General features: G+C 61.2%; 28 protein-coding genes. 17 read left to right on the forward strand and 11 right to left on the reverse strand.

The window, feature by feature from the left end:
- The first annotated feature begins 107 nt into the window (after nucleotides 1-107).
- The 7 genes from ACSQ3G_RS14195 (at nucleotide 108) to ACSQ3G_RS14225 (ending at nucleotide 10,013) form a co-directional block, all read left to right on the forward strand.
- A complete protein-coding gene (locus ACSQ3G_RS14195; RefSeq protein ID WP_436110491.1) occupies nucleotides 108-2,297 on the forward strand; it encodes a nuclease-related domain-containing protein in 2,190 nt (729 codons plus the stop codon).
- 809 nt (nucleotides 2,298-3,106) lie between these two features.
- Nucleotides 3,107-4,954, forward strand: a complete 1,848-nt coding sequence (locus ACSQ3G_RS14200) for a potassium/proton antiporter (protein ID WP_436110492.1) — start codon at nucleotides 3,107-3,109, stop codon at nucleotides 4,952-4,954.
- A 170-nt stretch (nucleotides 4,955-5,124) separates the two neighbouring features.
- The gene (locus ACSQ3G_RS14205; RefSeq protein ID WP_105400218.1) at nucleotides 5,125-6,327 is read left to right on the forward strand and encodes a phosphoglycerate kinase; all 1,203 of its coding nucleotides are present in this window, start codon (nucleotides 5,125-5,127) and stop codon (nucleotides 6,325-6,327) included.
- 218 nt (nucleotides 6,328-6,545) lie between these two features.
- Nucleotides 6,546-7,442 carry a fructose bisphosphate aldolase gene (locus ACSQ3G_RS14210; protein ID WP_436110493.1) on the forward strand — a complete coding sequence of 299 codons (897 nt, stop codon included), beginning with the start codon at nucleotides 6,546-6,548 and terminating at the stop codon, nucleotides 7,440-7,442.
- Nucleotides 7,443-7,599: 157 nt separating this feature from the next.
- Entirely contained in the window at nucleotides 7,600-8,046 is a 447-nt protein-coding gene (locus ACSQ3G_RS14215) for a DUF6841 family protein (RefSeq protein ID WP_436110494.1), read from the forward strand.
- Nucleotides 8,047-8,157: 111 nt separating this feature from the next.
- Nucleotides 8,158-9,075 carry a PhzF family phenazine biosynthesis protein gene (locus tag ACSQ3G_RS14220; protein WP_436110495.1) on the forward strand — a complete coding sequence of 306 codons (918 nt, stop codon included), beginning with the start codon at nucleotides 8,158-8,160 and terminating at the stop codon, nucleotides 9,073-9,075.
- 59 nt (nucleotides 9,076-9,134) lie between these two features.
- Complete coding sequence (locus ACSQ3G_RS14225) at nucleotides 9,135-10,013, forward strand: bifunctional helix-turn-helix transcriptional regulator/GNAT family N-acetyltransferase (RefSeq protein WP_436110496.1); 879 nt, start codon at nucleotides 9,135-9,137, stop codon at nucleotides 10,011-10,013.
- Nucleotides 10,014-10,110: 97 nt separating this feature from the next.
- Here the strand turns inward: ACSQ3G_RS14225 and ACSQ3G_RS14230 are convergent, their stop codons facing one another.
- Both ACSQ3G_RS14230 and ACSQ3G_RS14235 read right to left on the reverse strand, forming a co-directional pair.
- Nucleotides 10,111-10,425: an EthD family reductase gene (locus ACSQ3G_RS14230; RefSeq protein WP_436110497.1), complete on the reverse strand. Its 315-nt coding sequence runs from the start codon at nucleotides 10,423-10,425 to the stop codon at nucleotides 10,111-10,113.
- Between the two features lie 162 nt (nucleotides 10,426-10,587).
- Nucleotides 10,588-10,755 (reverse strand): hypothetical protein, encoded by a 168-nt coding sequence (locus ACSQ3G_RS14235; protein WP_172716904.1) that lies wholly within the window; start codon nucleotides 10,753-10,755, stop codon nucleotides 10,588-10,590.
- Between the two features lie 188 nt (nucleotides 10,756-10,943).
- On the opposite strand from ACSQ3G_RS14235, the gene ACSQ3G_RS14240 reads away from it, so the two are divergent.
- From ACSQ3G_RS14240 to rcdA, 3 genes are all read left to right on the forward strand, one after another.
- Nucleotides 10,944-12,242: an MFS transporter gene (locus tag ACSQ3G_RS14240; protein WP_436110498.1), complete on the forward strand. Its 1,299-nt coding sequence runs from the start codon at nucleotides 10,944-10,946 to the stop codon at nucleotides 12,240-12,242.
- Nucleotides 12,239-12,430, forward strand: a complete 192-nt coding sequence (locus ACSQ3G_RS14245) for a DUF1192 domain-containing protein (protein ID WP_105427774.1) — start codon at nucleotides 12,239-12,241, stop codon at nucleotides 12,428-12,430. Before ACSQ3G_RS14240 ends, ACSQ3G_RS14245 begins: the two co-directional genes overlap by 4 nt.
- Nucleotides 12,431-12,896: 466 nt before the next feature.
- Nucleotides 12,897-13,409, forward strand: coding sequence for a protease adaptor protein RcdA (gene rcdA / locus ACSQ3G_RS14250; protein ID WP_037077074.1), 513 nt, complete (start codon nucleotides 12,897-12,899; stop codon nucleotides 13,407-13,409).
- A 52-nt stretch (nucleotides 13,410-13,461) separates the two neighbouring features.
- Here the strand turns inward: rcdA and ACSQ3G_RS14255 are convergent, their stop codons facing one another.
- Together ACSQ3G_RS14255 and rpmE are read right to left on the reverse strand one after the other, a co-directional pair.
- Nucleotides 13,462-13,941, reverse strand: a complete 480-nt coding sequence (locus ACSQ3G_RS14255) for a P-loop NTPase family protein (protein ID WP_436111716.1) — start codon at nucleotides 13,939-13,941, stop codon at nucleotides 13,462-13,464.
- Nucleotides 13,942-14,073: 132 nt separating this feature from the next.
- A complete protein-coding gene (gene rpmE, locus ACSQ3G_RS14260) occupies nucleotides 14,074-14,295 on the reverse strand; it encodes a 50S ribosomal protein L31 (protein ID WP_038589408.1) in 222 nt (73 codons plus the stop codon).
- Between the two features lie 188 nt (nucleotides 14,296-14,483).
- Here rpmE and ACSQ3G_RS14265 point away from each other — a divergent pair, with 188 nt between their 5' ends.
- Complete coding sequence (locus tag ACSQ3G_RS14265) at nucleotides 14,484-16,280, forward strand: ABC transporter transmembrane domain-containing protein (RefSeq protein WP_436110499.1); 1,797 nt, start codon at nucleotides 14,484-14,486, stop codon at nucleotides 16,278-16,280.
- Between the two features lie 131 nt (nucleotides 16,281-16,411).
- A complete protein-coding gene (locus ACSQ3G_RS14270) occupies nucleotides 16,412-17,695 on the forward strand; it encodes a glucoamylase family protein (RefSeq protein WP_436110500.1) in 1,284 nt (427 codons plus the stop codon).
- Here the strand turns inward: ACSQ3G_RS14270 and ACSQ3G_RS14275 are convergent.
- From ACSQ3G_RS14275 to ACSQ3G_RS14300, 6 genes are all read right to left on the reverse strand, one after another.
- The gene (locus ACSQ3G_RS14275) at nucleotides 17,679-17,897 is read right to left on the reverse strand and encodes a hypothetical protein (RefSeq protein ID WP_436110501.1); all 219 of its coding nucleotides are present in this window, start codon (nucleotides 17,895-17,897) and stop codon (nucleotides 17,679-17,681) included. The genes ACSQ3G_RS14270 and ACSQ3G_RS14275 overlap by 17 nt on opposite strands.
- A gap of 26 nt (nucleotides 17,898-17,923) precedes the next feature.
- Nucleotides 17,924-18,955 carry a peptidoglycan -binding protein gene (locus ACSQ3G_RS14280; protein ID WP_105438005.1) on the reverse strand — a complete coding sequence of 344 codons (1,032 nt, stop codon included), beginning with the start codon at nucleotides 18,953-18,955 and terminating at the stop codon, nucleotides 17,924-17,926.
- A 3-nt stretch (nucleotides 18,956-18,958) separates the two neighbouring features.
- Complete coding sequence (locus ACSQ3G_RS14285) at nucleotides 18,959-20,011, reverse strand: flagellar motor protein MotA (RefSeq protein ID WP_105438006.1); 1,053 nt, start codon at nucleotides 20,009-20,011, stop codon at nucleotides 18,959-18,961.
- Between the two features lie 136 nt (nucleotides 20,012-20,147).
- Nucleotides 20,148-20,948, reverse strand: coding sequence for an inositol monophosphatase family protein (locus tag ACSQ3G_RS14290; protein ID WP_436110502.1), 801 nt, complete (start codon nucleotides 20,946-20,948; stop codon nucleotides 20,148-20,150).
- 293 nt (nucleotides 20,949-21,241) lie between these two features.
- Nucleotides 21,242-22,387 (reverse strand): tetratricopeptide repeat protein, encoded by a 1,146-nt coding sequence (locus ACSQ3G_RS14295; protein ID WP_436110503.1) that lies wholly within the window; start codon nucleotides 22,385-22,387, stop codon nucleotides 21,242-21,244.
- On the reverse strand, nucleotides 22,387-23,040 hold the full coding sequence (locus ACSQ3G_RS14300; RefSeq protein WP_436110504.1) for a thiamine phosphate synthase: 654 nt from the start codon (nucleotides 23,038-23,040) through the stop codon (nucleotides 22,387-22,389). Before ACSQ3G_RS14300 ends, ACSQ3G_RS14295 begins: the two co-directional genes overlap by 1 nt.
- A gap of 118 nt (nucleotides 23,041-23,158) precedes the next feature.
- On the opposite strand from ACSQ3G_RS14300, the gene ACSQ3G_RS14305 reads away from it, so the two are divergent.
- The gene (locus ACSQ3G_RS14305) at nucleotides 23,159-23,929 is read left to right on the forward strand and encodes a sulfite exporter TauE/SafE family protein (RefSeq protein WP_436110505.1); all 771 of its coding nucleotides are present in this window, start codon (nucleotides 23,159-23,161) and stop codon (nucleotides 23,927-23,929) included.
- 114 nt (nucleotides 23,930-24,043) lie between these two features.
- A complete protein-coding gene (locus ACSQ3G_RS14310) occupies nucleotides 24,044-24,304 on the forward strand; it encodes an ArsR/SmtB family transcription factor (RefSeq protein WP_046634883.1) in 261 nt (86 codons plus the stop codon).
- A gap of 158 nt (nucleotides 24,305-24,462) precedes the next feature.
- Here the strand turns inward: ACSQ3G_RS14310 and ACSQ3G_RS14315 are convergent, their stop codons facing one another.
- Nucleotides 24,463-24,639 (reverse strand): YdcH family protein, encoded by a 177-nt coding sequence (locus ACSQ3G_RS14315; protein ID WP_105400203.1) that lies wholly within the window; start codon nucleotides 24,637-24,639, stop codon nucleotides 24,463-24,465.
- A 231-nt stretch (nucleotides 24,640-24,870) separates the two neighbouring features.
- On the opposite strand from ACSQ3G_RS14315, the gene ACSQ3G_RS14320 reads away from it, so the two are divergent.
- Genes ACSQ3G_RS14320 through ACSQ3G_RS14330 form a run of 3 tightly spaced genes read left to right on the forward strand, consistent with a single transcriptional unit; the run spans nucleotide 24,871 to nucleotide 26,658 of the window.
- Nucleotides 24,871-25,074, forward strand: coding sequence for a YdcH family protein (locus ACSQ3G_RS14320; protein ID WP_037077103.1), 204 nt, complete (start codon nucleotides 24,871-24,873; stop codon nucleotides 25,072-25,074).
- 10 nt (nucleotides 25,075-25,084) lie between these two features.
- Entirely contained in the window at nucleotides 25,085-25,582 is a 498-nt protein-coding gene (gene purE / locus ACSQ3G_RS14325; protein WP_007757842.1) for a 5-(carboxyamino)imidazole ribonucleotide mutase, read from the forward strand.
- On the forward strand, nucleotides 25,579-26,658 hold the full coding sequence (locus ACSQ3G_RS14330) for a 5-(carboxyamino)imidazole ribonucleotide synthase (protein ID WP_436110506.1): 1,080 nt from the start codon (nucleotides 25,579-25,581) through the stop codon (nucleotides 26,656-26,658). Before purE ends, ACSQ3G_RS14330 begins: the two co-directional genes overlap by 4 nt.
- Nucleotides 26,659-26,763: the final 105 nt, after the last annotated feature.

Genomic DNA, 26,763 nt, shown 5'->3' on the forward strand with positions numbered 1-26,763 from the left:
TACAAATGGTTGAAAAGCTCGCCCTCAATCGAAATTGGCACGTAGCGACTCACCATCACTGATAGAGTGATGCATCCGTTCCACAAGCTATAGATGGCGATCCAACCGTGTTCCAGAGAGAAATGACTCCACTTAACGCGCGGACTGAAGGCGAAGTTTTTGATGAGTTGTGTTTACTGTGTGTATCGCCAGGTTTCATCCATGCAGTTGCTTACTTCTGCTGGCGTGACAATCTCATTGGTTTTTCGGGAAATGAGATCACTGAGAACGACCTTCAATATCAATACTCGCAAGAGCAGCTCATTCGTACCGAGATCGCAACGCTCATCGGCCTGATGGCAAAAAGCAAAATCGATACCACACTACCGTCACCACAGACCTTGCAGAATTACATAGATAGGGCCGAGGCACTTCTTCACGAGATGCATATGAGCCTACAGAAGCCGTGGATCTCGGCATTCAAGAAGATGGCTCTCTCTCCTGAAAAAGCGAAAACGATTGACCCGTTCAGCACTGCAGAAGGATTGCGGGAACCAATCTTCTACGGAGGGGAATCAGCTTATAATTTTCAATATGAGGAATTGGCGCGGCAGAAATACCAATCCGACGATTCCTGGCTGGATGCAAATGTTGGCTTCACCATCGACCAAGCCTGCACCGTCGTTAACGCGCTAGGTAAACTGCAGCTGGATCGGACGCTCGACCTCCGCGCAACAATGGCCACATTGCCGCCTGACCAGTGGACTTTTTTACCTGGTTTTACCTTCAGTATCGAAGAGCTTGCGACGGAAGCCGCTCTTTCGACCGAGAAAACTGAACGTGTAATAACCGCTTTTCGTTTCGCGGCCCCTAAGGATAACTCGTCGTTTGCGAGCTTGAGTGACTTCAATGAGACGAATGCCGCTCCCATTATCAGGACAGATGATGGCGCGTACTACCTATTCCAACACTACAGCCTGCTGGAAGCCTTATATGAGGCCCCTTTCTTCTGGATGGTGGCAGACAAGACATATAGGGCAACGGCATCGAAGAATCGGGGAGAGTTTGCAGAGAATTTTCTAACGAACCGCCTTGCGAAAGTTTTCGGAACGGAAAACGTCTTTTCAAACGTTGACATTTACAAGGGTAAAGACCGATTTGCCGAAGCAGACGTCTTAGTTATTTACGGAAGTCAGGCAATTGTAGTTCAAGCCAAATCAAAAAGGTTGACGATTGAAGCCAGAAAGGGAAACGACCTTCAATTAAAGGATGACTTTAAAAAAGCTATCCACGACGCTTATGACCAGTGCCAGTTATGTAGCGATGCACTATTGGGAGACGGCTTCAAATTCGTTTCACGGTCTAAAGACGAGTTGAAATTCCCCATTAAACCAACGCACATTTTCCCGATTTGTATTGTGTCGGATCATTACCCTGCCCTGTCGGCGCAAGCCCGTCAGTTTCTCAAAATTAGGATCACGAAGGTCATTCAAAATCCGATTGTGTCGGACGTATTCTTCATCGATGTCCTATCGGAAATACTAGATACCCCCCTCCACTTCCTCAATTACCTTTCATTGAGATCGAAATTTGACGGGCAGTTGCTCGTCTCCCAGGAATTAACCACACTGGGGTATCATCTGAAGCACAACCTCTGGCTTGAGAAGACGTACGACATGGTGAATCTGGGAGACGACTTCACCAGCTCCATCGACGTTGCGATGTCGGTACGCAGACTGGGCTTACCCGGTCCCAGAACGCCCAAAGGTATCCTCACTCGTTTCGACGGCACGCCAATCGGCAAGTTGCTACTGGAGATTGAGACCGCTGCGACACCCGAACTAGTTGGGCTTGGTATGTTATTACTGCAGCTCGGGTCGATCACGGCCAGCCATATTAATGAGGGGCTGAAAAAGATGTTCCGTATCGCTGCTACGGACGGCCTCAATCATGATTTCTCTGTCCCGGCAGAGCAAGGGAAAAGCGGTTTTACAGTTCACGTCAATTCGCTTCCTGAACCGGCAGCCCGCGACGCATTGTTCAGACACTGCAGACTCAGAAAATACGACACGAAATCCGACTCGTGGTTTGGCTTATGGCTTGGTCCTGGTAGTGGTGAAATCCTGGGTGCTTTGGCACTCAGCGGCTCGTGGAAAGCTGATCCGGAGATGGAAAAGGTATTAGCTGCATGGCCGAGGAAGCCCCCGATGCCAATCGAGTCATTCTCTGCCGGGGTTGTTAAGAGGAAACTGGGGCGTAACGATCTATGCTCCTGTGGGAGTAGTAAAAAATACAAAAAGTGCTGCATCAATAAGTAAATCTCTCCAAAAATTGTGGAGAGATTATTTTTCTACTTCCGAGCGCGACAGAAGGAACCTCTACGCTTCGGGTACGGAACCACCAGAGTGCTAAGCAGCCTTTCCATTAGTTGAACTTCTATGTCCGCTTGGAGCCCAAAAATCCGTTGCGGAAATTCTTTCCTTGAGACCGCAAATGATCCAAGCCCTCAACCCCGGCAAATTTTTTTCACCCTCGATTTCCCCACCCCTCCAACCCATGCCTACAATCCCCTCGCTCCCACCGCCGGAGTGTTTCGCGAGACGTTCGCGGGCAGGCGGGAGCCGGCGCTTTCATCGGAACCGTAACGTGCGGCGATGGTGGGAGAGGTGAAAGCCATGGGAGATGAAGTCTCCCTATCAAGCCTCCCCCGGACAGCCATGTCCGGTTCGGTTGAGCCGTTCAAGTGGCAAGGTTTCCCGAAAGGAGATCGCGAACGAAGCCACGCAGCGAGGCGAGAGGATCACCTGTAGAGGCCGGAAGCCTCGAGAGAACGCCGAAGGCCACGCGAATGCGGAGCCATACTTATTATTTTACTACGAGGTTCCGCATTCGTGTGGGCTCTCCGATCTTTGAAAAGCCGTCGGCACCAAGGCACCAGCCCGTCTTTTTTATCCCCTGCCCTTCTCTTGCCGGAATTGTTCCCGCCTAATCGATCAGTCGATTCGCCTGGCCCTCGGCCGGGATCTGCCCCATTCTTGCATGGCCGCGTTGCGGCGTGGCACAGTTCCGTTCCGGGGCTGCGGACGGGGATGGTGTCGGCGAGAGGTGCGAAGGAAGGGACTTTTAGGTGGAGGCTTTTTATATCGTCCTGCTGGTCGGCACGGTCCTGGTGCTGGCGGCTGCCCTTTCGAGCCTCCTTGCCTTCCGCTTCGGTGCTCCCCTGCTGCTGATCTTCCTGTCGATCGGCCTGCTCGCCGGCGTCGACGGCCTCGGCATCCAATTCGAGAACTACTCCTTCACCTTCATGCTGGGCTCGCTGGCGCTGGCGATCGTGCTGTTCGATTCCGGCTTCATGACCCCCATCCACTCGTTCCGCCTTGCCGCGGCGCCGGCGATCACGCTTGCGTCGGTCGGGGTGCTGCTGACGACCGGCATCTTCGCCCTCGGCGCGATGATCCTTCTCAACTTCAACTGGCTCGAAGGCTTGCTGCTGGGATCGATCGTCGCCTCGACGGATGCCGCCGCGGTCTTCTTCCTGCTGCGCGTCAGCGGCATCAACATCCGCGACAAGGTGCGCTCGACGCTGGAGGTCGAGTCCGGCACCAACGATCCGATGGCGATCTTCCTGACGATTGCGCTCGCCGAACTGCTGGCGACCGGCCAGGGCCTTTCCGGCCTCGACCTGCACTTCCTTTTCCTGTTCGTCGAGGAAATGGGGCTCGGCGTCATCTGCGGCCTGTTCGGCGGCATGATGATCGTCTGGGTGCTGAACCGCTTCACCTCCGACCGGGGCCTGGCGCCGATCTTCGTGCTGACGCTCGCCCTGCTCGTCTTTTCCTTCACCGGCGCCGTGGGCGGCAGCGGTTTTCTGGCGGTCTATGTGGCCGGCATCTATTCCGGCAATCGCAAGATGTTCGCCAAACCCCAGATCATCCGCTTCAACGAGGGGCTGACCTGGCTTGCGCAGATCATCATGTTCCTGGTGCTCGGCCTGCTCGCCACGCCCTCGCAATTCCCGGCCATCCTTGTGCCGGCGATCGGGCTGGCGCTTTTCCTGATCTTCGTCGCCCGGCCGATCGCGGTGTGGCTGAGCCTGCTGCCCTATGATTTCACCCAGCAGGAGACCAGCTTCCTCGCCTGGGTCGGCCTGCGCGGCGCGGTTTCCATCCTGCTTGCGATCATGCCGGTCTTGAGCGGCGTCGAGAACGGCCAGCTCTTCTTCAACGTCACTTTCATCATCGTGCTGGTCTCCCTCCTCGTCCAGGGCTGGACGATCAAGCCGGTCGCCCACAAGCTCGGCCTCATCATTCCGCCGCGCATCGGCGCCGTCGACAAGATCGAGCTCGACCTGCCGGGCACCGCCCATCACGAACTGATCTCCTACCGCGTCATGAAGGACAGCCCGATCCTGCAGGGCGAGCGCATCCCCCGCTGGGCCATGCCGTCGCTGGTCATCCGCGACGGCCGCAGCATGCGTTACCAATATGCCGGCCGGCTGAAGGAAAACGACCAGGTCTACCTGTTCATCTCGCCCGCCTATTCGAAACTGCTCGACCGCATCTTCGCAAGCCAGGTGCCGGTCGACGAGGACGACGCGGAATTTTTCGGCGCGTTCGCGATCTCGCCGGCGGGGCCCGCCAAGGAGCTCGATGCCGCCTATGGCCCCGGCCTGCTCTCCGCAAACGAGCAGAACATGACGATCGGCGACCTGATCACCTCGCGGCTCGGCGGCCGCGCGGAATATGCCGACCGTATCCGCTTCGGCTCGATCATCCTGATCGTGCGCGAACTGGACGAGCACGAACATGTCCGCAGCATCGGCATTTCGCTGGAGCCGGTGGAGCCGGCGACCAATCTGCCGATCTTCATAAACATGCGCGAGATCGCCCACCGCGTCCGCGATCTGATCCGCAGATACCGGGGCAAGAACGTGCCAGTGAAGCCCGGCGTCGTGCCGCCCGAGGGGCCGGCATAGAGCGGTGAAAGCTCAAATAAAATCCTCCACCCGCTGCGTGATCGCAGTAGAATCGGCGTGCAGCGTCTCTGCGACGGACGGAATGGAAATGGTTGCGACCAATCGTCTTGCGTCACCGGTCAGGCATAGTAAGGTCCGCTACGAACTTTCCGAGTAAATGGATTAGCATCATGCCGGCCTTCAAAACCCTTGACGACCTCACCGATATTGCAGCCAAGCGCGTCCTCGTGCGCGTCGATCTCAACGTTCCCGTTGCCGACGGCAAGGTCACCGACGCCACCCGCATCGAGCGCGTCGCCCCGACCATTCTGGAACTCTCGAAGAAGGGCGCCAAGGTCATCCTGCTTGCCCATTTCGGCCGCCCCAAGGGCGAGCCTGTCGCCGACATGTCGCTGTCGCTGATCGTCTCTGCCGTCAACCAGGTCCTCGGCCACAAGATCCTCTTCGCCTCCGATTGCATCGGTCCGGAAGCCGAACAGGCGATCGCCGGCATGAAGAACGGCGATATCCTGCTGCTCGAAAACACCCGTTTCCACAAGGGTGAGGAAAAGAACGACCCGGGCTTCACCGAGGCGCTCGCCAAGAACGGCGATATCTTCGTCAACGACGCCTTCTCCGCCGCCCACCGCGCCCATGCCTCGACGGAGGGCCTTGCCCATCACCTGCCCGCCTATGCCGGCCGCACCATGCAGGAAGAACTCGAAGCGCTCGAAAAGGGCCTCGGCAATCCGGCCCGCCCGGTCGTTGCAATCGTCGGCGGCGCCAAGGTCTCCACCAAGATCGACTTGCTTCAGAACCTCGTGAAACGGGTCGACGCGCTGGTGATCGGCGGCGGCATGGCCAACACGTTCATCGCAGCACAAGGCATCGATGTCGGCAAGTCGCTCTGCGAGCACGACCTTGCCGACACGGCCCGCAAGATCATGGCAGAAGCCGAAGCCTCCAACTGCGCTATCGTGCTGCCGGTCGACGGCGTCGTCGCCCGCGAGTTCAAGGCAGGTGCTGCCAACGAAGTGGTCGATATCGACAAGATCCCGGCTGACGCCATGATGCTCGATGTCGGGCCGAAGTCGGTGGCAGCCGTCAACGAATGGATCTCCAAGGCCTCGACGCTGGTCTGGAACGGCCCGCTCGGCGCCTTCGAGATCGAGCCGTTCGACAAGGCGACGGTCGCTGCCGCCAAACATGCGGCGGAGCAGACCAGGGCCGGCAAGCTTACCTCGGTGGCAGGCGGCGGCGATACGGTCGCAGCCCTCAACCACGCAGGTGCGGCCGACGACTTCTCCTACGTCTCGACCGCCGGCGGCGCATTCCTGGAATGGATGGAGGGCAAGGATCTGCCCGGCGTCTCGGTGCTGATCAAGGCCGCCTGATCTGCCGGTTTCCTGAAAGGGAGCGCGTTCCATATAGGGCGGCGCGCTCCCGAGTTAACTGGTTTAAAAAATTTTAGATGTTTTAAACGATTGAAAGCATTTCAATCGTTTCAATAGCTTACCGCAGGATTTCCCTTTAAAATAACTTCTGTTATCCGCGACTGACAGCTTGGGAGAGACGAGCGCGTTTTGCGCCAACTTAGGGACAGGAGTGTAGTATGGTGGACGCGAAGATGTTGAACAAGATGAGTTCTGCGCCCGGATTTATTGCGGCGCTGGACCAAAGCGGTGGTTCAACACCCGGAGCATTGCGTCTTTATGGCGTGTCCGAGTCCGACTATCAGGGCGACGACGAGATGTTCCGCCTGATCCACGCCATGCGCGTCCGCATCATGAGCGCGCCCGCCTTTACTGGCGACAAGGTTCTCGGCGCCATCCTGTTCGAGCGAACCATGGATGGCGACGTCGATGGTGAGCCTGTCCCCTCCTATCTCTGGGAAAACCGCGGCGTCGTCCCCTTTCTCAAAGTCGACAAGGGTCTCAACGCCGAGGAAAACGGCGTCCAGACGATGAAGCCGATGCCCGATCTGGATACTCTCCTGATCCGCGGTCGTGAAAAGGGGATATTCGGGACCAAGATGCGGTCGGTGATCGGCCATGCCGACAAAGCCGGCATCGCTGCCGTCGTGGAGCAGCAGTTCCAGGTTGCCCGTCAGATCATCGGCCAGGGCCTCATGCCGATCATCGAGCCCGAGGTTTCCATCAAGAGCCCGACAAAGGAACAGGCTGAAGCGATCTTGCGCGACGAGATCGCGCAGCAGCTCGACAAGCTTCCCGCAGGCGAAACCGTCATGCTCAAGCTGACGATCCCGACGGTCGCCGATTTCTACGCTCCCTTGACCGCCCACAAATCGGTCGTCCGCGTCGTCGCCCTTTCCGGCGGCTACAGCACCGCGGAGGCCTGCGAAAAGCTCAGCCATAACCACGGCATGATCGCCAGTTTCTCGCGCGCTCTGGCCGAAAACCTCCGCGCCTCGATGAGTGACGCAGAATTCAATGCGAGCCTCGCCGCAACCATCGATCAGATTTACGCCGCAAGCGTCACCAAGTCCTGACGCGAAAGATCTCGAAAAGGCCGCTTGAGGAGCGCCTTTTCAAGGAGGAGGAAGAGGGCCGCTTCGGAAACGGAGCGGCCTTTCTGTTTGCTGCGACCTTGAAGCGAACGTGAACCGAACGGGCAAAACAACGTTCATTGCATGATGGAGGTTGCCCATGACGGAAATTGAAGAGAAGGTCCGAAGGCTTTTCGACGAATACGGCCGGACCAGCAACGACGCCCTGAAGGACGCGGCGTCGGTGGATGTCTCCGGCGTCGCGGCGTTCTTCGCGCCCTATTTCGTCGGCTCGACACCGCAAGCGGTGTTCGGTGGAGCCAATGACGCGGCATTCCGCGAGGTGATCCCGCAAGGCTTCGCCCGATATCGCGATGCCGGCGGCAAGCGGATGGACATTACCGGCGTGAAGATCACCTGCCTCAACGATCTTCACGCGCTTGCCGAAGTCGGATGGGATTTCTCCTACGTCAACAAGGCGGGCGAAGCCGGCAATGTTCGGTTCACCAACTTCTACCTGGTGACGATCGCCGATGGCGATCCGAGGATCTTCGCCTATATCACCGGCGACGAGGAGAAGGCGATGCGTGACCACGGCCTTACCTGAGCCGACGACGCCGGCGGCTTTCATTCCGTTGATGACCGCGATCAAAAACATTGGCTGGTCAGGAAGGTCGATGAGGCTTTAAATCCGGCATCGCATCCGGAGAGTTTTGCCATGCCGACCGCCGATTTCGTCACCGTCGATGTTTTCACGACCGAGCGTTTCGCCGGCAACCCGCTCGCCGTGGTGCCGGATGCGCGCGGGCTTACCGACCGGCAGATGCAGAAGATCGCGGTCGAATTCGGTTATGCCGAAAGCACCTTCGTCCTGCCGCCGGAAAACCCTGAAAACAGCGCGCGGGTACGCATCTTCACCCCGACGATGGAAATTCCCTTTGCCGGTCACCCCAATGTCGGCACCGCCTACGTGCTCGGTCAGCGGCGCGAGCTGTTCGGCAAGCCGGTCACTGACAAGCTCCGGTTCGAGGAAATCGCCGGCCTGGTGGAAATCCGGCTGCTGCGGGAGGCGGCCGGTGTGATCGGCGCTACGATCCGCGCACCGAGACCGCTGGAAATCGGTGCCGAAATCGAGTTGGACCTGATTGCCGACTGCATCTCGATCGATGCAAAACATGTGCGCACCACCGCCCACGGGCCGGTCTTCGCCTCGGTCGGCCTCGCCTTCGCGATCGCCGAACTCGATGGCCTCGAAGCTCTCGCCGCCGCCCGGCCGAACATCACGGCCTTCCGCAAGGCCGCCGCGAAACACCAGGGTACAGATGGCGACTTTCCGATCTTCCTCTATGTCCGCAGCCAGGAAGAACCCTGGAACCTCCGCGCCCGCATGTTCGCGCCGCTCGACGACATCATGGAGGACCCAGCGACCGGTAGCGCCTCTGCCGCCCTCTCCGCCTTCCTGGTAACGCGTGCGCCGGAGACGGATGCCAAGGTGCATCTGACAATAGAACAGGGCGTCGAGATGGGCCGCCGCAGCATCATCGAACTCGATGTGGTGAAGGCGGCCGGAACCGTCACCGACGTCACCATCACCGGCCGCTGCGTGCCCGTCATGCGCGGCTCGATCGAGGTCTAGAAACCGTTTCATGGGCGGTGGCGATTTACAACAGGCGAATATCTGACTAAAGTCAGAGAATGTTCAAGGTTCAGATCGAACAGATTCGCCGCTTCAATCGGGTCGTCACACTGCATGTCGGCGCGCTGGAAGACAGCTACCTGCAACGTGGCCGTCCACTCAGCGAAGCACGGCTGCTGCATGAAATCCGTGACGGCACCGATGTGCGCGCCTTACGCGAGCGGCTGAAACTCGACTCCGGTCACATCAGCCGTCTGTTGCGCTCGCTCGAAGCGCAGGGGCTTGTCCGGACGAGTGCGGATGCGAGCGACGGAAGGGTTCGGCGCGTGGCCCTGACGCCCGACGGCTTGAATGAGCGGGCGACCTACGAGGCCCTCTCGGATGAGCTCGCCATGTCGTTCCTCCGGCCCCTTGACCCTCACCAGCGCGACCGTTTGGTCGACGCCATGGCGGAAGTTGAACGCCTGCTTCGCGCCGGAGCGGTGGAGGTAAGGCTCGAGCCGCCGGCCAGCGCTGCGGCGCAATGGTGTCTGGAACAGTATTTTGCCGAACTTTCGGCTCGTTTCGAGGTCGGCTTCGATCCTTCCCGGAGTAATCCGGCTAGTCCCGAGGAAATGACGCCGCCGTCCGGATTTTTCCTTGTGGCCTGGCTCGACGGCGCCCCTCAGGGCTGCGGAGCGCTCAAGATCAGTGACGGGGCATCGGGCGAGGTGAAGCGGATGTGGACGGCCCCGACGGCGCGGGGATTGGGCATCGGCCGCCGCATGCTGCGTTCGCTGGAAGCAATGGCGCGCGAGGCTGGCCTGACGCGGCTGCGCCTGGAGACCAATCGCACCCTCAACGAAGCGCAGGCGCTCTACCGCAGCGAGGGCTACCAGGAAGTCGCGCCGTTCAACGCGGAACCCTACGCCCACCATTGGTTCGAAAAGAAGCTTTAGGTCACCGACTCATCAAGCGCATTCAGATTTGATCAGGTGCGCCAGCGCTACGCCGGCCCCGGAAAGTTCAACGGCTACGCCTGACGCACCGAAGCCCCTACCCTCCAACGATTTCGCTGATCTGCACGATGGGCACGATGTCCGTATAGTTGGCGACGTCCGCGACGATCTCCGCGCGGTGGGGATCGAACGCCTCCTGGAATGTCCCCAGGGTCGGCGAGTAGACGTGGCACGCCGCGACGAACTCCGGCGCGCTTCCAGGTTCGCGACCCGCAAGGCCTTTCTCGATCTCGTAGCGCAGGCAGGCATCGCCGAGCCGTTCCTGGATCAGTGGCATGTGGTGGGTGCGGTAGTAGTCGTGATCGAACTTCGAGCCGCCATCGGCCGGATAGTAGACGCTCATCTTGATCATCATCGGGCTCCTGCCTGAACGCCTCTGCGAGCGTCCGGGGCGCCTTATAGCTCACCGGCTCGTAAAGCGCATCCGGATTTTGGCTGAGCGAGTTTGACGAGAGCAAGGTTCTATCGCTACCGCAACCTCGTCGAACGCCTCTTCAGTTTATGAGTGCGTGACCTAGAGCGTGGTGAATTCGCGCAGGATCAGCGCGGCACTCCAGACCGCGAAGGCGACGATCGCCAGCTTCCAGAAGTCGCCCCGGCGCCTCAAGCCGGGAAGGTTGAGCGGCTTGATGATCTGGACCAGCATGGCGAAGATCAGAAGAACCGCGATTGTCTTTGTCATTTGGTCTTGCCGATCTTATCCGCCATAGGCTGGACATTTTTGCGCTCCACCACAGATAGATGTGGAGGGGATTCGGGGAAAAGGTAATCCGCTTCGCTTTCGTTAACGCCCGGTTCATCAGCATGCAACAATGCTTGCCTGCGGAGCCGTGATTGATCGCATTCGCGCAAAGAGCTGACAGTGCAAAGATGAGACGAAACCTCCTTCCAATCCTCGCCCTCCTTTGCGGTACGCTTCTCCTCTTCCTCGGCAATGGCCTGCAGAGCCTGCTTCTGCCGGTGCGGGGCGCTCAGGAAGGTTATTCCAACGAAGTGCTCGGCCTGCTCGGCACCACATGGGCCTCCGGCTTCGTCATCGGTTGCTTCGTGGCGCCCAACGTGGTGCGCCGCATCGGCCATGTCCGCGCCTTTTCCGGTTTCCTGTCGCTGATATGCCTCAACGTGCTGCTGACCGGGCTGATGGTCGACCAGAATACCTGGCTGGTGCTGCGCGCCATCACCGGCTTCTGCACCGCCGGCACATCGATGATCATCGAAAGCTGGCTGAACGAACGCGCCACCAGCGAAAGCCGCGGAACGATCTTTTCGTTCTATATCTCGATCACCCTTTTCGGTGTCGTGGGCGGCCAGTTGATGGTGCCGTTCGCGGATATCGCGACGCCGACGCTGTTCATGATCTGCGGTATTTTCTACAGCCTTGCCGCGCTGCCGACGACGCTGTCCAAGGCCGCCTCGCCGCAGCCGCTGAAGCGCGCCCGCCTCGATCTGCGCGGCCTCTTCCGCAACTCGCCCATCTCCTGCATCGGCATCCTGCTGATCGGCGTCGCCAACGGCGCCTACGGCACGCTCGGCGCGGTCTTCGGCACGCGCGCCGGGCTCGACCAGGGCGCGGTGGCGGCGATGGTCAGCATCACGCTCTTCGCCGGCGCGATCATGCAGTTTCCGGCGGGCCGGCTGTCCGACCGCATGGACCGCCGCCACGTGCTTGCCGGCCTTTCGGCCGCGGCAGCCCTCGCGGGCCTGGCGATCGTCGCAACCCGACCCTCCGGCACCTATGAGATCGTCGTGCTGGTGGCGATCTACGGCGCGGCCGCCAACGCGCTCTACCCGATCGCCGTCGCCCACGCCAACGACTTCGCAGCCCCCGAGGACTTCGTGAAGGTCTCCGGCGGCCTGCTTCTGCTCTACGGCATCGGCACGATCATCGGTCCGACGCTCGGCGGCCCGGTGATGACCTGGGCCGGCCCGCATGCACTGTTCGCGGTGACGACCGGGGCGCATCTTCTGGTGGCCGCCTATGCTATCATCCGCAGCCGCCAGCGGGCGCCGGTTCCGATCGCCGACCGCGACGCCTACACGACGGCGCCGGCCTCGACCTCGCCGCTTGCCACGCCCGAGAGCCTGTCGCTCGACCCGCGCGCCAAGACCGGCGGCTCGACGCCGGATAGTGTCAGGCCGGAAACCAGTGCCGGAAAGGAGGCATCATGAGCTTCATCGACGACGAACGACCGAAGAAACCCACCACCCACGAACTCGGCAGCGACCTCTCCATGCTGTCCGTGGACGAGCTCGAATCGCGAATCGATCTGCTGCGGCAGGAGATCGCCCGGCTGGAGGCCGAGAAGGAGGCGAAGGCTGCAGGCCGGCGCGCGGCCGACAGTCTGTTCCGTTCCTGAACGCCGGGCTCCAACGGAAACTTTAAGTATTTCTCCTTGGTTTTAAGAGTATATTAATCATCATCGGAGAATATGGAGACGTTCAGGTTTCCTGGACTCAGACAGTTTCACCATTCGGCGAATGGTCTGATTTCTCCCTGTTTTACCTTGAGAGCCGCCTTTCCGCGGCTCTTCTTTTTTAGGGCGGCGCCGGCCCGGCTCAGGCTCTTTGCCTTCGACACCCTCCCGGCACCGGTTTCAACCGGCTTTCCCACAGAAACAAACTGCTGTATTGGACGCCAAAATGCGTCTCATTTCAGGAACATGGCCGTTGTTTACCACTTCTTGTGGGTATTAACCTTTCCTTAAGAAACGCCTTGCGGATTTCCATTATAAGTATCATGTTCAGGTCAGTCAGAACGGCATGGGAACTTTTATCCGCCGTTGTCATTGCCTGAATGTGATTGCGTTGAGCAGGATGATTTCGATGTCCGAACAGGGATTGAATACCGTAAGTTTTGCAGGCCGTGCCGCTGCGTCTTCGCAGTTCAAGGCGCTCTACTCCGAAGGTATGTCGCTGGTCGAGGAGACCGCGAGCTATCTCGACGGTACGGGCCGCGCCGCTTCGAAGGTTCTACCGCGCATGGCATCGGTTCTCTACGCGGCCGAGTCCATGCGGCTGACCACCCGCCTCATGCAGATGGCCTCCTGGCTGCTTCTGCAGCGCGCCGTCAACAACGGCGAAATGAGCCGCGAACAGGTCATGTCGGAAAAGAGCAAGGTCCGCCTCGACGGCTTCAACGTCGACCGTAACGCTCCGGGCTGGCTCGACCTGCCGGAAGGTTTCCGCGACCTCGTCGAACGTTCGCTGCGGCTCCAGAACCGCGTCGCCATTCTCGACCGCGAGATCTACCGCCCGGCCGACCCGGCGGTTCTGCCGGACAACGAAAACAGCGTCCGCGCCCAGCTCAACCTGCTGCGCACCGCCTTCGGCAACTGATCGCCGTCAAGGCTTTTCAATCACAGCCGGTGCAAACGTTGCGCCGGCTTCTTCATGTCTGCAGAAGGCTCCCCGCACAGGCATCAATCTCGTCCCTGTTCGTCAGCCGCGCCTTCTGGCCTGAGAAGCTCTCGAAAAGCTTCAGGTGAGCGTCGAACGAATTCCAGTTGTTCTTTCGAAGCCTGTATTCCGACACCCATTTGACCAGCCCGTCGAACGCGGTCCGGCTCTCGCCGCCCTGAATGCCGCGGCGCAGGATATTCGCCACACACTCGTCTTCGCTGAGATCAAGCCAGACCAGCGCCGTCGTCCTCGGCAGGGCGATATCAACGTAGCGGCCATAGACGCCTTCAATCAGCCAAGCCTCACCCGCTGCTAGCGTCCGAACATCCTCGTGCACGACCGCCCGGTCGCGTGCAATCCCGTACCGACCCGGTTCCCAATGCACGTCGTCGAGGTGAACGAGCTGCAGGCCAAGCGGCTCTGCCAGCTCTAGCGCCAGCCAAGTCTTGCCGGACCCGCCGTTCCCCATGATCACGATCCGCCGCGATGCGGCCGGAATATCGGATTGCTCTTTCAACGGCTCCTCCCCGTCAAACACCGCAAAACGAAAAAAGCCCGGCGTCCGCCAGGCTCTTCGTAACTCTTGGCGCCAAGAAGCGTATTAGAGGCCGAGGCCGCCGAAACGCTTGTTGAACTTGGAAACGCGGCCGCCGCGGTCCAGCATCTGCTGGTTGCCGCCGGTCCAGGCCGGATGCGAGTTCGGGTCGATTTCCAGGTTCATGGTAGCGCCTTCCGAACCCCAGGTAGAGCGGGTTTCGTATTCGGTGCCGTCGGTCATGACCACTTTGATCACGTGATACTGCGGATGGATGCCAGCCTTCATGTCGATATTCCTGCTCTTGCGAGGTCCATTTGTCGCAATTGCGAGCGAGAGGCCTCTTTAATAAATGAAGCCGCAGACCGGTCTGGTCACGGCTTCCCAATTCGATGCGGAGCCTATACAGGAAGGTCACCGGAAGTACAAGTACCCGTAAGGCCGAGAAATGAGCCTTTCGAGCCTATGGAGATGACGTGGCAGACGCCCGAGAAAACCAGCCGAGGGGCAAAGCCCTGAGACCGCTTGCAAGGCTCATTCCCTATCTTGCCCGTTATCGTTCGATGGTCGCCGCGGCAATCGTTTTCCTCGTGCTCGCCGCCGCAACCACGCTTGCCCTGCCGCTTGCCGTGCGCCGCATGGTCGATCACGGTTTTGCCTCTTCCGATGGCCATTTCATCAACAACTATTTCGGCATGCTGCTGGCGCTGGCCTCCTTGCTCGCCGTCGCCAGCGCCATGCGCTACTATTACGTCATCACCATCGGCGAGCGGGTCGTGGCCGACCTGCGCCGCGAGGTGTTTTCACATGTGACGTCGCTGTCGCCCTCCTTTTTCGACGTCAACCAGTCGGGCGAGATCGTCTCGCGGCTGACGGCCGACACGGTCCAGATCAAGTCCGCCTTCGGTTCGGCAGCTTCCCAGGCGCTGCGCAACACCATCCTCTGCCTCGGCGCGATGGGCATGATGATCTATACGAGCCCGCGGCTGTCCGCGCTGGTGCTCGGCGCCATCCCGCTGATCGTCTTTCCCCTGGTCGGTTTTGGCCGTTCGGTCAGGAAGCGTTCGCGCGCCGCCCAGGATACGCTTGCCCAGACCTCGGCCTTCGCCTCCGAAGTGATCGGCGCCACCCGCACGGTCCAGGCCTTTGGCGGCGAGACGACCGCAAACGGCCGGTATGGCAGCACTGTGGAAAGCGCCTATGACGCCGCCCGCACCGCCATCAAGGCTCGCGCGCTGCTGACCGGTTTCGGCATCCTCCTCGTTTTCGGCAGCATCGTCGGCGTACTCTGGTATGGCGCCCAGAGCGTTCTGGCCGGCACCATGACCGCCGGCACGCTCGGCCAGTTCGTGCTCTATTCGGTGATCGCCGCAAGCTCGCTCGGCCAGCTCTCGGAAGTCTGGGGCGAGCTTTCGTCGGCCGGCGGCGCCGCCGAGCGGCTGACAGAACTGCTGCACGAAGTCCCGGCCATTCGCGACGCGGTAAATCCGGTCGCACTCCCCTCCCCGCCGCGTGGGGAGGTCGAGTTCGAAAAGGTCTCCTTCGCCTATCCGGCCCGCGTCAGCGCCATCACGCTGAATTCGCTCTCCTTCAAGGTGAGATCAGGGGAAACGGTGGCGATCGTCGGTCCCTCCGGCGCCGGCAAGAGCACGATATTCTCGCTGCTGCTGCGCTTCTACGATCCCTCCGCCGGATCGGTGAAACTCGACGGCCTCGACCTGCGCCAGGCACGGCTCGCCGAACTGCGTTCCCGCCTCGCCATCGTGCCTCAGGACGTGACCATCTTCGCCGCCTCCATCCACGACAACATCGCCTTCAGCGCTCCGGATGCCAGCCGCGAAGCGGTCCGTGCCGCGGCCATTGCCGCCCAGGCCGACGAGTTCATCTCGAAGCTGGACAACGGCTACGACACCATGGCCGGCGAGCGGGGCATCACCCTTTCCGGCGGCCAGCGCCAGCGCATCGCCATCGCCCGCGCCATCCTGAAAGACGCCCCCGTCCTGCTGCTCGACGAAGCGACCTCGGCGCTCGATGCGGAAAGCGAAACGCTGGTCCAGAAGGCGCTCGACGGGCTGATGAAGAACCGCACCACGCTGGTCATCGCCCATCGGCTGGCGACCGTGCTGAAGGCCGACCGCATCCTCGTGCTGGAAGACGGGCGGATCGTCGAGGAAGGCACCCACCAGAGCCTGATCGCCGAGGGCGGCCTCTATGCCAAGCTCGCCCGCCTGCAGTTCCACGACATCGAACGGCAGAGCGCCGCCGCGCTCTGACCATTCACGCCAACGTGTTTCGCTCGGGTCCAAGCTAGAAGTGAACCGGGCGCGCCGAATGCCTACCTACTGCAGAACCGCCAGAGAACCACCAGTATCGCAGATACCATTGCCGCCAGAAGCTCGAGGTCATGAATTTCAGTCAACTGCCGCCCGACCCGTCGCTCGACGATTGCCTGGACAAGATACAGTCCCGGACCTTCCGGTTCTTCTGGGATGGTGCCCATCCCGAATCGGGGCTGCCGTTCGACAAGTGCTTCGTCTCGGGCGCGCCTTCCCCGAATATGGTGTCGATCAGCGGCGTCGGCTTTGGGGTCCTAGCCATCATCGTCGCCTGCGAACGCCAGTGGATTAGCCGTTCGCAGGCACTGGCACGCATATCAACCATCATCGATCATCTGAGGCATTCCCCAACTTTCCGCGGGGCATTCGCGCATTTCATCGACGGCTCGACGAACGACGTCATCCGCTTCTCCGGACGCGACGACGGCGGCGATCTCGTCGAAACGACGCTGCTGATGCAAGGCCTGATCTGCGCGCGGGAATATTTCGCCGGCGAGACCTCTCGGGAAGAGAAATTGCGGGCGGATATCACGCGACTGTACGACGAGGTGGAGTGGAACTGGTTCACCCGCGGTAAGGATGGAGCCCTCTACTGGCATTGGAGCCCGAACTACGACTGGGCCATGAACTTGCCGATCCGCGGCTGGAACGAGGCATTGTCCTGTTATGTCCTGGCGGCCGGCTCCGACACCCATCCGATCAGCCCCAAGAGTTACCGTGCCGGCTGGGCCCGGTCCGGAGCCATGCTCAACGGCGAGATCTATCTTGGAACGGAGCTTCCGCTCGGCGAGCCCTATGGCGGGCCGCTGTTCATCTCGCATTATTCGTTCTGCGCGCTGGATCCGCGGGGCCTGAGCGATCGCTATTGCAGCAACTACCACGACCAGGCCGTGGCACATACGCGCATCAACCACGACTACTGCCTGACCGTGCCCGATTACGCCAATGCCGGGGTCTGGGGCCTCAGCGCCTCCGACGGGCCGCAAGGTTACGGCGCCCATTCGCCGACATTTGATCGCGGCGTCATCGCCCCGACCGCCGCCCTGTCGAGCTTCCCCTTCCTTCCCGCCGAAGCAGAAAGCGCCATGCGCGCATTGCTTCAGTATGGCGACGGCAAATTACTCGGCGCATTCGGCTTCGTCGACGCCTTCGTGCCGAAGACAGGCTGGGTGGCCGGCACATATCTTGCGATCGACCAAGGGCCAATCATCGCGATGATCGAAAATTATCGATCCGGCCTGCTGTGGCGCCTGTTCATGAACGCGCCCGAAGTGCGTCGCGGCCTGATGCGGCTGGGCTTCACGTCGAGCACCCATGCCATTGGGGCGGAAATGCCTAGTCCAGGCGCCTGAACGTCCACTTCACCACATAGTCGCCGTTGCGCTTCATCTTGGTCTTGGTCCGCACCTCGACCGGCCCGCCGAGAGCAGATTCGGCGTCTTCAAAAGCCTGCCGCGCCTCGGCGATCGCCTTGTGGTAGGCGCTGTTGTCCCGCTTCGGGCTTTCCGCGACCTCCTTCAGAAGCGCGCTCATATCCGGCTTGTCTTCGGCCATCACTTAAGTCTTCCCCGTGGCCGGATTTACCGCTCGGTGAGCTTCAGCTCGATGCGGCGGTTCTGGGAGCGGGCGTCCGGCGTATCGCCCTGGGCGAGCGGCTGGAATTCGCCAAAGCCGGCTGCGACGAGGCGGTTGGCCGGCACGCCCTTGGAAATCAGGTATTTGACCACCGATGTGGCGCGGGCCGAGGAAAGCTCCCAGTTGTCGCGGTAGCGGCCGGTGCCGGTAAGCGGCGAGTTGTCCGTATGCCCGTCGACACGCAGCACCCAGTTGATCTCGGCCGGGATTTCCTTGGCGAGATCGAGAAGAGCCGCCGCAAGCTTGTCCATCTCCACCCGGCCGGCCGGGTCGAGTTCATTGCCGCCGACCGGAAAAAGCACTTCCGACTGGAAGACGAAGCGGTCGCCGACGATGCGGATGTTCTCGCGGTCGGAGAGGATCTCCCGCAGCCGGCCGAAGAAGTCGGAGCGGTAACGGTTCAGTTCCTGGACGCGCTGCGCCAGCGCGACGTTGAGGCGCCGGCCGAGATCGGAGATCTGCGCCTGCGAGGAAGCATCCTTGGCTTCCGAGGCCTGCAGCGCCTGTTCGATGGCGGCGATCTGGGCTCGCAACGCGGAGATCTGCTGGTTGAGCAGTTCCACCTGACTTGCGGCACGGGCGCTCAGCTGCTGTTCCTGATTGAGCTGGTTGGTGAGGTCGCCGATGCGGGCATTGGCGGCGCCGCTGCTGCCGGCACCCTGGCTGAGCAGTTGCTGCAGGCGCGAGCGGTCGGCCTCGGCCGTGGCGAGCGACGACTGCAGGTTGGCGAGCTGATCCTCGACGTCCTGGCTATTGCCCTTTTCGAGCGCCAGCAGCTCCGTCAGTTCGGCGATCTGGCTGTTCAGCCGGTTCAGCACCTCGTCACGGCCGGTGATTTCGCGGCTGAGCAGGAACTGCGCCAGCACGAAGACGGTAAGCAGGAACATGATGGCGAGCAGCAGCGTGGACAGCGCATCCACGAAACCCGGCCAATAGTCGACGCCCCGCTCGCGACGGCGGCTCTTGCCAAGCGCCATCGCTTACTTCCCCCCGATCTTGTCGGAAAGCCGGTCGAGCGTGCGGCGCAGAGCCTTTGATTCCTCCTGCTGCGCCTCGATCCAGTCGCGCAGCATCTGCTGTTCGTTGCGCATGTTCTTAACCAGGCCCTGGATTCCTTCGGCGAGATTGGCCATGGCCGACAGCGACCGCTCGTTCTGATGGGCGTCAACGGGGCCCTTGGTCTGGGCGGAGGCAAGCGCGCGCAGCTGTTCGGTCAGCGCCCTGATATCTTCCGAGGAACCACTCGCGATGGTCTCGGCGACAACAGGCGGCAGGTCCGATCCGAGATCGGTCACCGAAGACAGCCAGTTTTCAAGTTCCGTATAGAAGCGGTTCTGGGCGCGGCCCGCCTGCAGGTCGAGGAAACCCAGGATCAGCGAACCGGAAAGGCCGAGCAGCGAGGACGAGAACGCCGTGCCCATGCCGGCGAGCGGCTGGGCAAGACCGCTCTTGATGGCGGCGAGCACGTCGTTGGAACTGCCGGAATTGGGATCAAGCGCCCCGATGACGTTGCTGATCGAGCCGATGGTCTGGATAAGGCCCCAGAACGTGCCGAGCAGGCCGAGGAAGACGAGCAAGCCGATCAGGTAGCGCGACGTGTCGCGTGATTCGTCGAGGCGGGTACCGATCGTATCGAGGATCGAGCGGAAGGCATTGGTCGACAGCGCCATCCGGCGGCGGCTGCCGATCAGGGTGCGCATCGGCGCCAGCAGGCGCGGCTCGCGGCCGACCTTGTCGGCGCTGCCGGCGGCGCGGAAGGAATTGAACCAGCGCACTTCCGGCATCAAGGCGATCACCTGGTTGAAAACCAGGATCACGCCGATCAGGAGAACGCCGAGAATGAGGCCGTTCAGGCCGGGATTGGTCTGGAAGGCGTGGGCGGCCTGGCGGTAGAGGATGGAAGCGACGAAACCGACGATGATCAGGAAGATCAGCATCGTCCATAGGAACGATGCTGGATTGGACAGTTTATAGGCATAACCGCCGCGGCCCGTTTCAGACGCGTCCAAATCGTCCACTGTCGCATTCGCCATAATATGCTTCGCCTCCCGGTAGTCTGCAGTGCCGGAGGCTAGTTGAAAAATGCGACGAATTGAAGTGCAGAAGCTCAGGAAAACAGTCAGCTATTCAGTACTGAAGCTCTAAGCCGGGCGGTGGCGCAAAAATGCCTCAGCGGGTCGGAACGGGTCGATTGACGACTTCGACCAGCGCCTTCTGGATAAGTTCGTTGCCAGCCACGACATTGCCGCTGCCGAAGATATCGGTCGTGCCTTTCATGTCGGAAACGAACCCGCCCGCCTCGCGGATGAGGATCAGGCCGGCGGCCATGTCCCAGGGCATAAGGTCGGTTTCCCAGAAGCCGTCGAGCCTGCCGGCAGCCACATAGGCAAGGTCGAGAGCGGCCGCGCCAAAGCGACGCATGCCGGCCACTTCGCCCATCACGTGGCGCAGTTCGACGAGGAACTTGCCGTGATTGCCGCGGCCGAGATGCGGCATGCCGCAGCCGATCACGCAGTCGGACAGCACGCGGCGCGCGGCGACCCGGATGCGGCGGTCGTTCATGAAGGCACCGCCGCCCTTTTCGGCCGTGAACAGCTCGTCGGTCGCGGGATTGAACACGACGCCGGCAACCACTTCCCCGTTGCGCTCGAGCGCGATGGAAACTGCGAACTGCGGAATGCCGTGCAGGAAGTTGGTGGTCCCGTCGAGCGGATCGACGATCCAGCGATGCGCGCCGTCGGTGCCCTTCAGCTCTTCGCTTTCCTCGCCGAGGAAACCGTAGGTCGGACGCGATTTCAAGAGCTCGTCGCGGACGATCTTTTCTGCCTTCAGATCCGCCTGGGACACGAAATCGCTGGGGCCCTTCACCGAAACCTGCAGGTTCTGCACCTCGCCGAAATCTCGCGAAAGCGACTTGCCTGCCTTGAGGGCAGCCTGAACCATGACGTTGAGAAGGGCGGAGCGGGCCATGCGGGAAATCCTTGGGGTTGTCCCGACTTGTCGTCTGGACGGGACGGCGTTTTTTCAGTTTTTTATTGATGGGCGGGTTCAAGACCACAAAACCGCGGGAAATTCAAGCCGTCCGGCAGAATGCGGGCATTGCAGCCCTGCCGCGTCCGCAAAACTGGTGTTCGACGGTTCCGGATGTGTGAGCGACGAAACCAGATTGCCGCAGCGTCTCCCGGCGCTTCGCTTTGGCTCAGCGCGTTCGGCCCTGCAATCGATTCACTGGATCGATTGCTCCGGCTGCGCCGGACCGGGCCTCACCCACGCCGGAATTTATTCGCCGCCTCGATCGCCCGGCGCTGCTGATCCTCGTTGATCCCGAGATAGAAATCCTCGAGCTCCGGGTCCTGAAGGCCGGCGCGACGTGACAGCACGTACCACTTCGCCGCTTCGACCGGATCAGGCCTAGTGCCGAGCGCGTTGACATAGAGATGCGCGAGCTTGTTCTGGGCGACGACATTGCCGCGATGGGCAGCGATCCGCAGCCACTCGAAACCCTTTTCGTAATCGCGGTCTCCCGCGACGCCGTTGACCAACCAGAGGCCCATGTCGAGCTGCGCGGTGTCGAAACCGGCCGTTGCGGCGCGCTCCAGCCATTCGCGGGCCCGCGCCTTCTTCTCAGCCGGAATATCCTTCAGCGTCACATAGACCTGCGCCACCGCATATTGACTATCGGCGACGCCCTGCCTTGCGGATTTTTCGTAGAAGGGCAGTGCCAGATGCAGGCCCTTGTCGCCCGGATTTTCGGAAACCAGGATCTGCGCCCAGTTGAATTGCGCCGAAGCATTGCCGGCTTCGGCGGCCCTGCGCATGAAACCGTCGGCCTTTGGCTTGTCGCGGGGAACATCGCGCCCGGTCATCAGCAGCAGCGCATATTGGAACATGGCGGCCGGATCGCCGCCCTCCGCCGCCTTCTGATACCAGAATGCCGCGGTCTTGGCGTCGCGCTTGATGCCGAGGCCCTTGGTCATCATCTCGGCGACCAGCGTCTGCGCCGCCGCGTCGCCGGTCCCGGCCCGGGTCAGCGCCTTGTCGAGGGCGGTCACATACATTCCGCGCTGGTATGCCCCGTAGGCTTCGTCCACGGTGCCGGTATAGTTTTTTTCCGCCGGTGCCGGCGGCAGTGCCGCGCCCATGCGCTGGTAAAGCTCGACGCCGCCCGAAGGAATGATGCCGTTCGGCTGGCCCTCAGGCTCCTTGGTTCCCTTTGCGGAGCCCGGAACCGGCTGGGTCTCGACCCGCCCTTTTTTCATTGGCTGGAAATCGGGCTCCACCGGCCGGGTCACCGCCCTGGAATTCGCCTGCGCCAGCGCAAGACAAGGCATCGCCGCCGAAGCGATGAGTGTCGCCAGCAGCCCTTTCAGAATCACGCGGGAAAGGCGGTTCGACGGCATGGGCTCCATCAAGCCTCAAACCGTGGCGCTTTTTCGTCCAGGATTGCGTTGACTTCAGCGACCGCGGCACCGGGGCCCTGGGGGTTGGAAAAGACCGCTCCCTTGAGCGCCACGAATTCCGCGCCGGTCTCCGCGACGGCAAGCGCGGATGACGGATCGGTGCCGCCCATGACGATGCAGGGGATCTCGATCATCGATGCCCACCATTCGCCGAGCGCGAGGTTTTTCGGATGTGCTTCCGGCTTGATATCGCCGTCGAGCTTGCCGAAGAAGATATAGTCGGGACGATGTTCACCGATTGCAAGCGCCTGATGCCGGTCGCCCGCCCCGCCGGTGCCGACGATCATCTTCGGCACGAATTTCTCGATCGCCTCCCCCAGCTCGGTGAGGTCACCGCCAAGATGCAGGCCATCTGCCTTGATGCGCCCGGCCACCCGGCTGTCTCCACAGACCAGCGCCGCAGCGCCCGCCGCCTGAATCAGTTCGACCAGCGCTTCCGCACGCTTCTGGAACGCCTGGTCGTCGAGCCCGTATTGCGGCACAATGACCGACGCGACGTCGCCGCCTACAAGCGCTGCTTCGAGATCCTTGGCCTGCTGATCGGCATCGTCATATTGCGGCACGATCAGCACGAGGCGGCAGCGGTCTTTCTGTCCGGTCATGTTTCTTCCCGTTCGGCGGATATCGGTTTGCGAAAATCCGCACTCGTTTTCTGTCCGCAAATTCGATAGACCGGACCGCCTGCCGGATCAACCATTCCCTCATCGCCTTCGAGTCTTCATGCCCGATACGCTTAGCTTCGCGTTCTTCACCTTCGCCATCCCCGCCGTCCTGCTTGTCGGCCTCTCGAAAGGGGGGATCGGCGGCGCTATCGGTCTGCTCGGCGTGCCGCTGATGTCGCTCGCCGTCGATCCGGTCAGGGCGGCGGCGATCTTCCTGCCGATCCTGATCGTCATGGACATCGTCGCATTATGGTCGTGGCGGAACTTCAACGATCCCAGGACGCTGCTGGTGATCCTGCCCGGCGGCATCATCGGCATCGCGCTCGGATGGGCAACGTCGGCCTATGTCTCGGACGATGCCCTGCGCCTCGTCATCGCGGTTGCAACGATCCTGTTTACCGTGCGCTACTTCTGGCAGGTCTACGGCCCCCGATCCAACCAGCCGAGGGCTCCCTTGCCGCACCGGCCGGGCGCCGCCACCTTCTGGGGCGCCTTGTCCGGTTACGCGAGCTTCGTCGCCCATGCCGGCGGGCCGCCGTTCCAGATCTACGTCCTGCCGATGCGGCTCGATCCGAAAGCCTATACCGGCGCCAGCATCCGCTTCTTCGCGATCGTCAATGCGGTCAAGGTCATCCCTTACTTCTTCCTCGGCGCACTCGACTCCGAAAACCTCACCATCTCCGCAACCCTTCTACCGGTCGCCCTGATCGCGACCATGATCGGCGCGGCCATCGTCAAGCATCTGAAGGCGGAAACCTTCTATCCGATGACTTACGGTCTGGCATTCTGTGCGGGATTGAAACTGCTGTGGGACGGCCTGCCGTTCTGACCCGGCAAAGCGAGCGCGATGCAGCTAAAAAAGCAACGCAAAATAAGGCGGGCTGCGTTGTTGCGATGCACAATAAATCTTGCCGTTATCGAGCGTTTACCGTAAGTTCAACGCATGACAACCGTTGACCCCTTTGCAGCCATAGCTGATCCTAACCGGCGGTATCTGCTGGAGGAATTGCGGCGCGCCCCGAGAACCGTAAACGAACTTGCGCAAGGCCTGCCGATCAGCCGGCCCGCGGTGTCGCAGCATTTGAAGGCTCTTCTGGATAGCAATCTGGTGAATGTGACGGCGGAAGGCACGCGGCGCATCTATTCCGTCAACAGCAAGGGCTTCGACAGGCTGAACCTGTGGCTGGATCAGTTCTGGTCGTGACGACCGGCTTTTAAACCGTGGGAATTGTGGCTCCCTTCCACGACCAGAACCTTGTCATTGTTATTTCTGGGTTATTTCTGGATTATTGGTTTGCCGCTTTTATTATTCGCCTCTGACTGATGAAACAATGGGCGAGCGGCGCTTCTCCTACTGAGGAACTAATGACGCGTGGTTGCCTTAAGGCGCTGCATTTGGTCCTTGATGCGCAGCTTGCGCCGCTTGAGGTCGGCTATTTCACGGTCGTCGGCGGAGGGGGACGCGAGAACGGTCTGGAGCTCCTCCTCCAATGCACCGTGCTTCTTTTCAAGCGATGCGATATGAGCCTGGACGGTCATGTGGCATGTTCCTTCCTTAGTCACCTACCACGGCATTCCCTAATGCCGAGGCTTCAGGTTTACGAAGGAAGTGTGACACGATCGGCCGGCTTTGTCGAAGGTGAAATCATGGTTTGAAGTGGGCAAATTCGTGACCTTGTCTAACTTCCCGTTAACGCGGTTTGGTGGTAGAGGCTTGCGGAGAATGCCGGCGACCGCTGAAATGCCGGGCGTGAGAATGGGGACTGGAATATGGCAGATCAGGAACAGGCGGATGTCCGGCTGGTGCTCGCGAAACTTCGACAGGAACACGAGGATTACGACGCCGCCATCAATGCCATGATCCAGGTCGGCTGCGACGCTCTTCGCGTGCAGCGCATGAAGAAGAAGAAACTGTCGCTGAAAGACAAGATGACTCAGCTCGAAGACCAGATTGTTCCGGACATCATCGCTTAAGGGTCCCGCCATGTCTGAAAGACCTGCCGTCGCCATCATCATGGGCAGCCAGTCCGACTGGGAGACCATGAAGAACGCCGCCGACACGCTGGAGGCACTCGATATCGGTTACGAGGCCCGTATCATATCGGCGCATCGCACGCCGGAGCGGATGATGCAATTTGCCAAGGGCGCCCGTGCCGAAGGTTTCCAGGTCATCATCGCCGGTGCCGGCGGTGCGGCCCACCTGCCCGGCATGACCGCCGCCATGACGCCGCTTCCCGTTTTCGGCGTGCCGGTTCAATCGAAGGCGCTGTCCGGCCAGGACAGCCTGCTGTCGATCGTCCAGATGCCGGCCGGCATTCCGGTCGGCACGCTTGCCATCGGCCGGGCCGGCGCCATCAACGCCGCCCTGCTGGCCGCCGCGGTTCTCGCCCTCAACGACGACGAGATCGCCGATCGGCTCGACGAATGGCGCGCCCGCCAGAGTGCGGCCGTTGCCGACTACCCAATCGACGAGGCTCCATGACTGTCCACACGATCGGCATCATCGGCGGCGGCCAGCTCGGCCGCATGCTGGCCATGGCCGCAGCCCGGCTGAACTTCCGCACGATCGTGCTCGAACCGCAGGCCGACTGCCCGGCAGCCCAGGTCGCCAACGCCCAGATCACTGCCGCCTATGACGATCCGGCAGCGCTCGCCGAACTCGCCAGCCGCTGCGACGTCGTCACCTATGAATTCGAAAACGTGCCGGTCACCGCCGCCGAGGCGCTGCAGCGCTCCGTTCCGGTCCACCCGCCGGCCAAGGCGCTCGATATGTCGCAGGACCGGCTGACCGAAAAGCGCTTCCTGAATTCCTGCGGCATCGAGACCGCCCGATTCCACGCCGTCGACAGCCAGTCCGACCTCGAAAAGGCGCTCGCCGATTTCGGCGGCCAAGGCGTCCTGAAGACCCGCCGCATGGGTTATGACGGCAAGGGCCAGCGCGTCTTCCGCACCGTCGAGGACAAACCCGCCGGCGCCTATGATGCGCTCGGCGGCGTGCCGCTGATTCTGGAGAGTTTCGTGCCCTTCGAGCGCGAAGTGTCGATCATCGCCGCCCGCGCCAAGGACGGCACGGTCGCCTGCTACGATCCGGCCGAAAACGTCCATCGCAACGGCATTCTCCACACCTCCACCCTGCCCGCCAGGGTTTCCGAGGCGACGGCGAAGACCGCCCGCGAATCGGCCGAAAAACTGCTCGCCGCGCTGGATTATGTCGGTGTCATCGGCATGGAGTTCTTCGTGATGGCGGATGGCACACTGATCGCCAACGAAATCGCCCCGCGCGTCCACAATTCCGGGCACTGGACGGAGGCCGCCTGTGTCGTCTCGCAGTTCGAGCAACATATCCGCGCCGTCGCAGGGCTTACTCTCGGCAGCCCGCACCGCCATTCCAACTGCGTGATGACCAACCTGATCGGCGACGATATTCTGGACGTGCCCGCCTGGCTCTCCCGCGCCGATGTTCTGGTTCATCTCTATGGCAAGACGGAATCCCGACCGGGCCGGAAAATGGGCCATGTGACCGAATTGAACGGCCTGAAAACGTCGTCACAAGGTTGACATGCAGATTGGCTCGGGTTATCTGCACGCCCAACTGAGAGCGCGCCCCTCGAAGAATCTTGGCGGCGCGCTTTTGATTGATAGACATGCGGCTTCACGCCCACA

Source organism: Neorhizobium tomejilense (assembly GCF_964254135.1).
GTDB lineage: Bacteria > Pseudomonadota > Alphaproteobacteria > Rhizobiales > Rhizobiaceae > Neorhizobium > Neorhizobium tomejilense.

Excerpts from the sequence above, each read along its gene's own strand:
- ACSQ3G_RS14205 (WP_105400218.1), top strand. The coding sequence starts at position 5,125 with ATGCCGGCCTTCAAAACCCTTGACGACCTCACCGATATTGCAGCCAAG.
- ACSQ3G_RS14210 (WP_436110493.1), top strand. The coding sequence starts at position 6,546 with ATGGTGGACGCGAAGATGTTGAACAAGATGAGTTCTGCGCCCGGATTT.
- ACSQ3G_RS14215 (WP_436110494.1), top strand. The coding sequence starts at position 7,600 with ATGACGGAAATTGAAGAGAAGGTCCGAAGGCTTTTCGACGAATACGGC.
- ACSQ3G_RS14220 (WP_436110495.1), top strand. The coding sequence starts at position 8,158 with ATGCCGACCGCCGATTTCGTCACCGTCGATGTTTTCACGACCGAGCGT.
- ACSQ3G_RS14225 (WP_436110496.1), top strand. The coding sequence starts at position 9,135 with ATGTTCAAGGTTCAGATCGAACAGATTCGCCGCTTCAATCGGGTCGTC.
- ACSQ3G_RS14230 (WP_436110497.1), bottom strand. The coding sequence starts at position 10,425 with ATGATCAAGATGAGCGTCTACTATCCGGCCGATGGCGGCTCGAAGTTC.
- ACSQ3G_RS14235 (WP_172716904.1), bottom strand. The coding sequence starts at position 10,755 with ATGACAAAGACAATCGCGGTTCTTCTGATCTTCGCCATGCTGGTCCAG.
- ACSQ3G_RS14240 (WP_436110498.1), top strand. The coding sequence starts at position 10,944 with ATGAGACGAAACCTCCTTCCAATCCTCGCCCTCCTTTGCGGTACGCTT.
- ACSQ3G_RS14245 (WP_105427774.1), top strand. The coding sequence starts at position 12,239 with ATGAGCTTCATCGACGACGAACGACCGAAGAAACCCACCACCCACGAA.
- rcdA (WP_037077074.1), top strand. The coding sequence starts at position 12,897 with ATGTCCGAACAGGGATTGAATACCGTAAGTTTTGCAGGCCGTGCCGCT.
- ACSQ3G_RS14255 (WP_436111716.1), bottom strand. The coding sequence starts at position 13,941 with ATGGGGAACGGCGGGTCCGGCAAGACTTGGCTGGCGCTAGAGCTGGCA.
- rpmE (WP_038589408.1), bottom strand. The coding sequence starts at position 14,295 with ATGAAGGCTGGCATCCATCCGCAGTATCACGTGATCAAAGTGGTCATG.
- ACSQ3G_RS14270 (WP_436110500.1), top strand. The coding sequence starts at position 16,412 with ATGAATTTCAGTCAACTGCCGCCCGACCCGTCGCTCGACGATTGCCTG.
- ACSQ3G_RS14275 (WP_436110501.1), bottom strand. The coding sequence starts at position 17,897 with ATGGCCGAAGACAAGCCGGATATGAGCGCGCTTCTGAAGGAGGTCGCG.
- ACSQ3G_RS14280 (WP_105438005.1), bottom strand. The coding sequence starts at position 18,955 with ATGGCGCTTGGCAAGAGCCGCCGTCGCGAGCGGGGCGTCGACTATTGG.
- ACSQ3G_RS14285 (WP_105438006.1), bottom strand. The coding sequence starts at position 20,011 with ATGGCGAATGCGACAGTGGACGATTTGGACGCGTCTGAAACGGGCCGC.
- ACSQ3G_RS14290 (WP_436110502.1), bottom strand. The coding sequence starts at position 20,948 with ATGGCCCGCTCCGCCCTTCTCAACGTCATGGTTCAGGCTGCCCTCAAG.
- ACSQ3G_RS14295 (WP_436110503.1), bottom strand. The coding sequence starts at position 22,387 with ATGGAGCCCATGCCGTCGAACCGCCTTTCCCGCGTGATTCTGAAAGGG.
- ACSQ3G_RS14300 (WP_436110504.1), bottom strand. The coding sequence starts at position 23,040 with ATGACCGGACAGAAAGACCGCTGCCGCCTCGTGCTGATCGTGCCGCAA.
- ACSQ3G_RS14305 (WP_436110505.1), top strand. The coding sequence starts at position 23,159 with ATGCCCGATACGCTTAGCTTCGCGTTCTTCACCTTCGCCATCCCCGCC.
- ACSQ3G_RS14310 (WP_046634883.1), top strand. The coding sequence starts at position 24,044 with ATGACAACCGTTGACCCCTTTGCAGCCATAGCTGATCCTAACCGGCGG.
- ACSQ3G_RS14315 (WP_105400203.1), bottom strand. The coding sequence starts at position 24,639 with ATGACCGTCCAGGCTCATATCGCATCGCTTGAAAAGAAGCACGGTGCA.
- ACSQ3G_RS14320 (WP_037077103.1), top strand. The coding sequence starts at position 24,871 with ATGGCAGATCAGGAACAGGCGGATGTCCGGCTGGTGCTCGCGAAACTT.
- purE (WP_007757842.1), top strand. The coding sequence starts at position 25,085 with ATGTCTGAAAGACCTGCCGTCGCCATCATCATGGGCAGCCAGTCCGAC.
- ACSQ3G_RS14330 (WP_436110506.1), top strand. The coding sequence starts at position 25,579 with ATGACTGTCCACACGATCGGCATCATCGGCGGCGGCCAGCTCGGCCGC.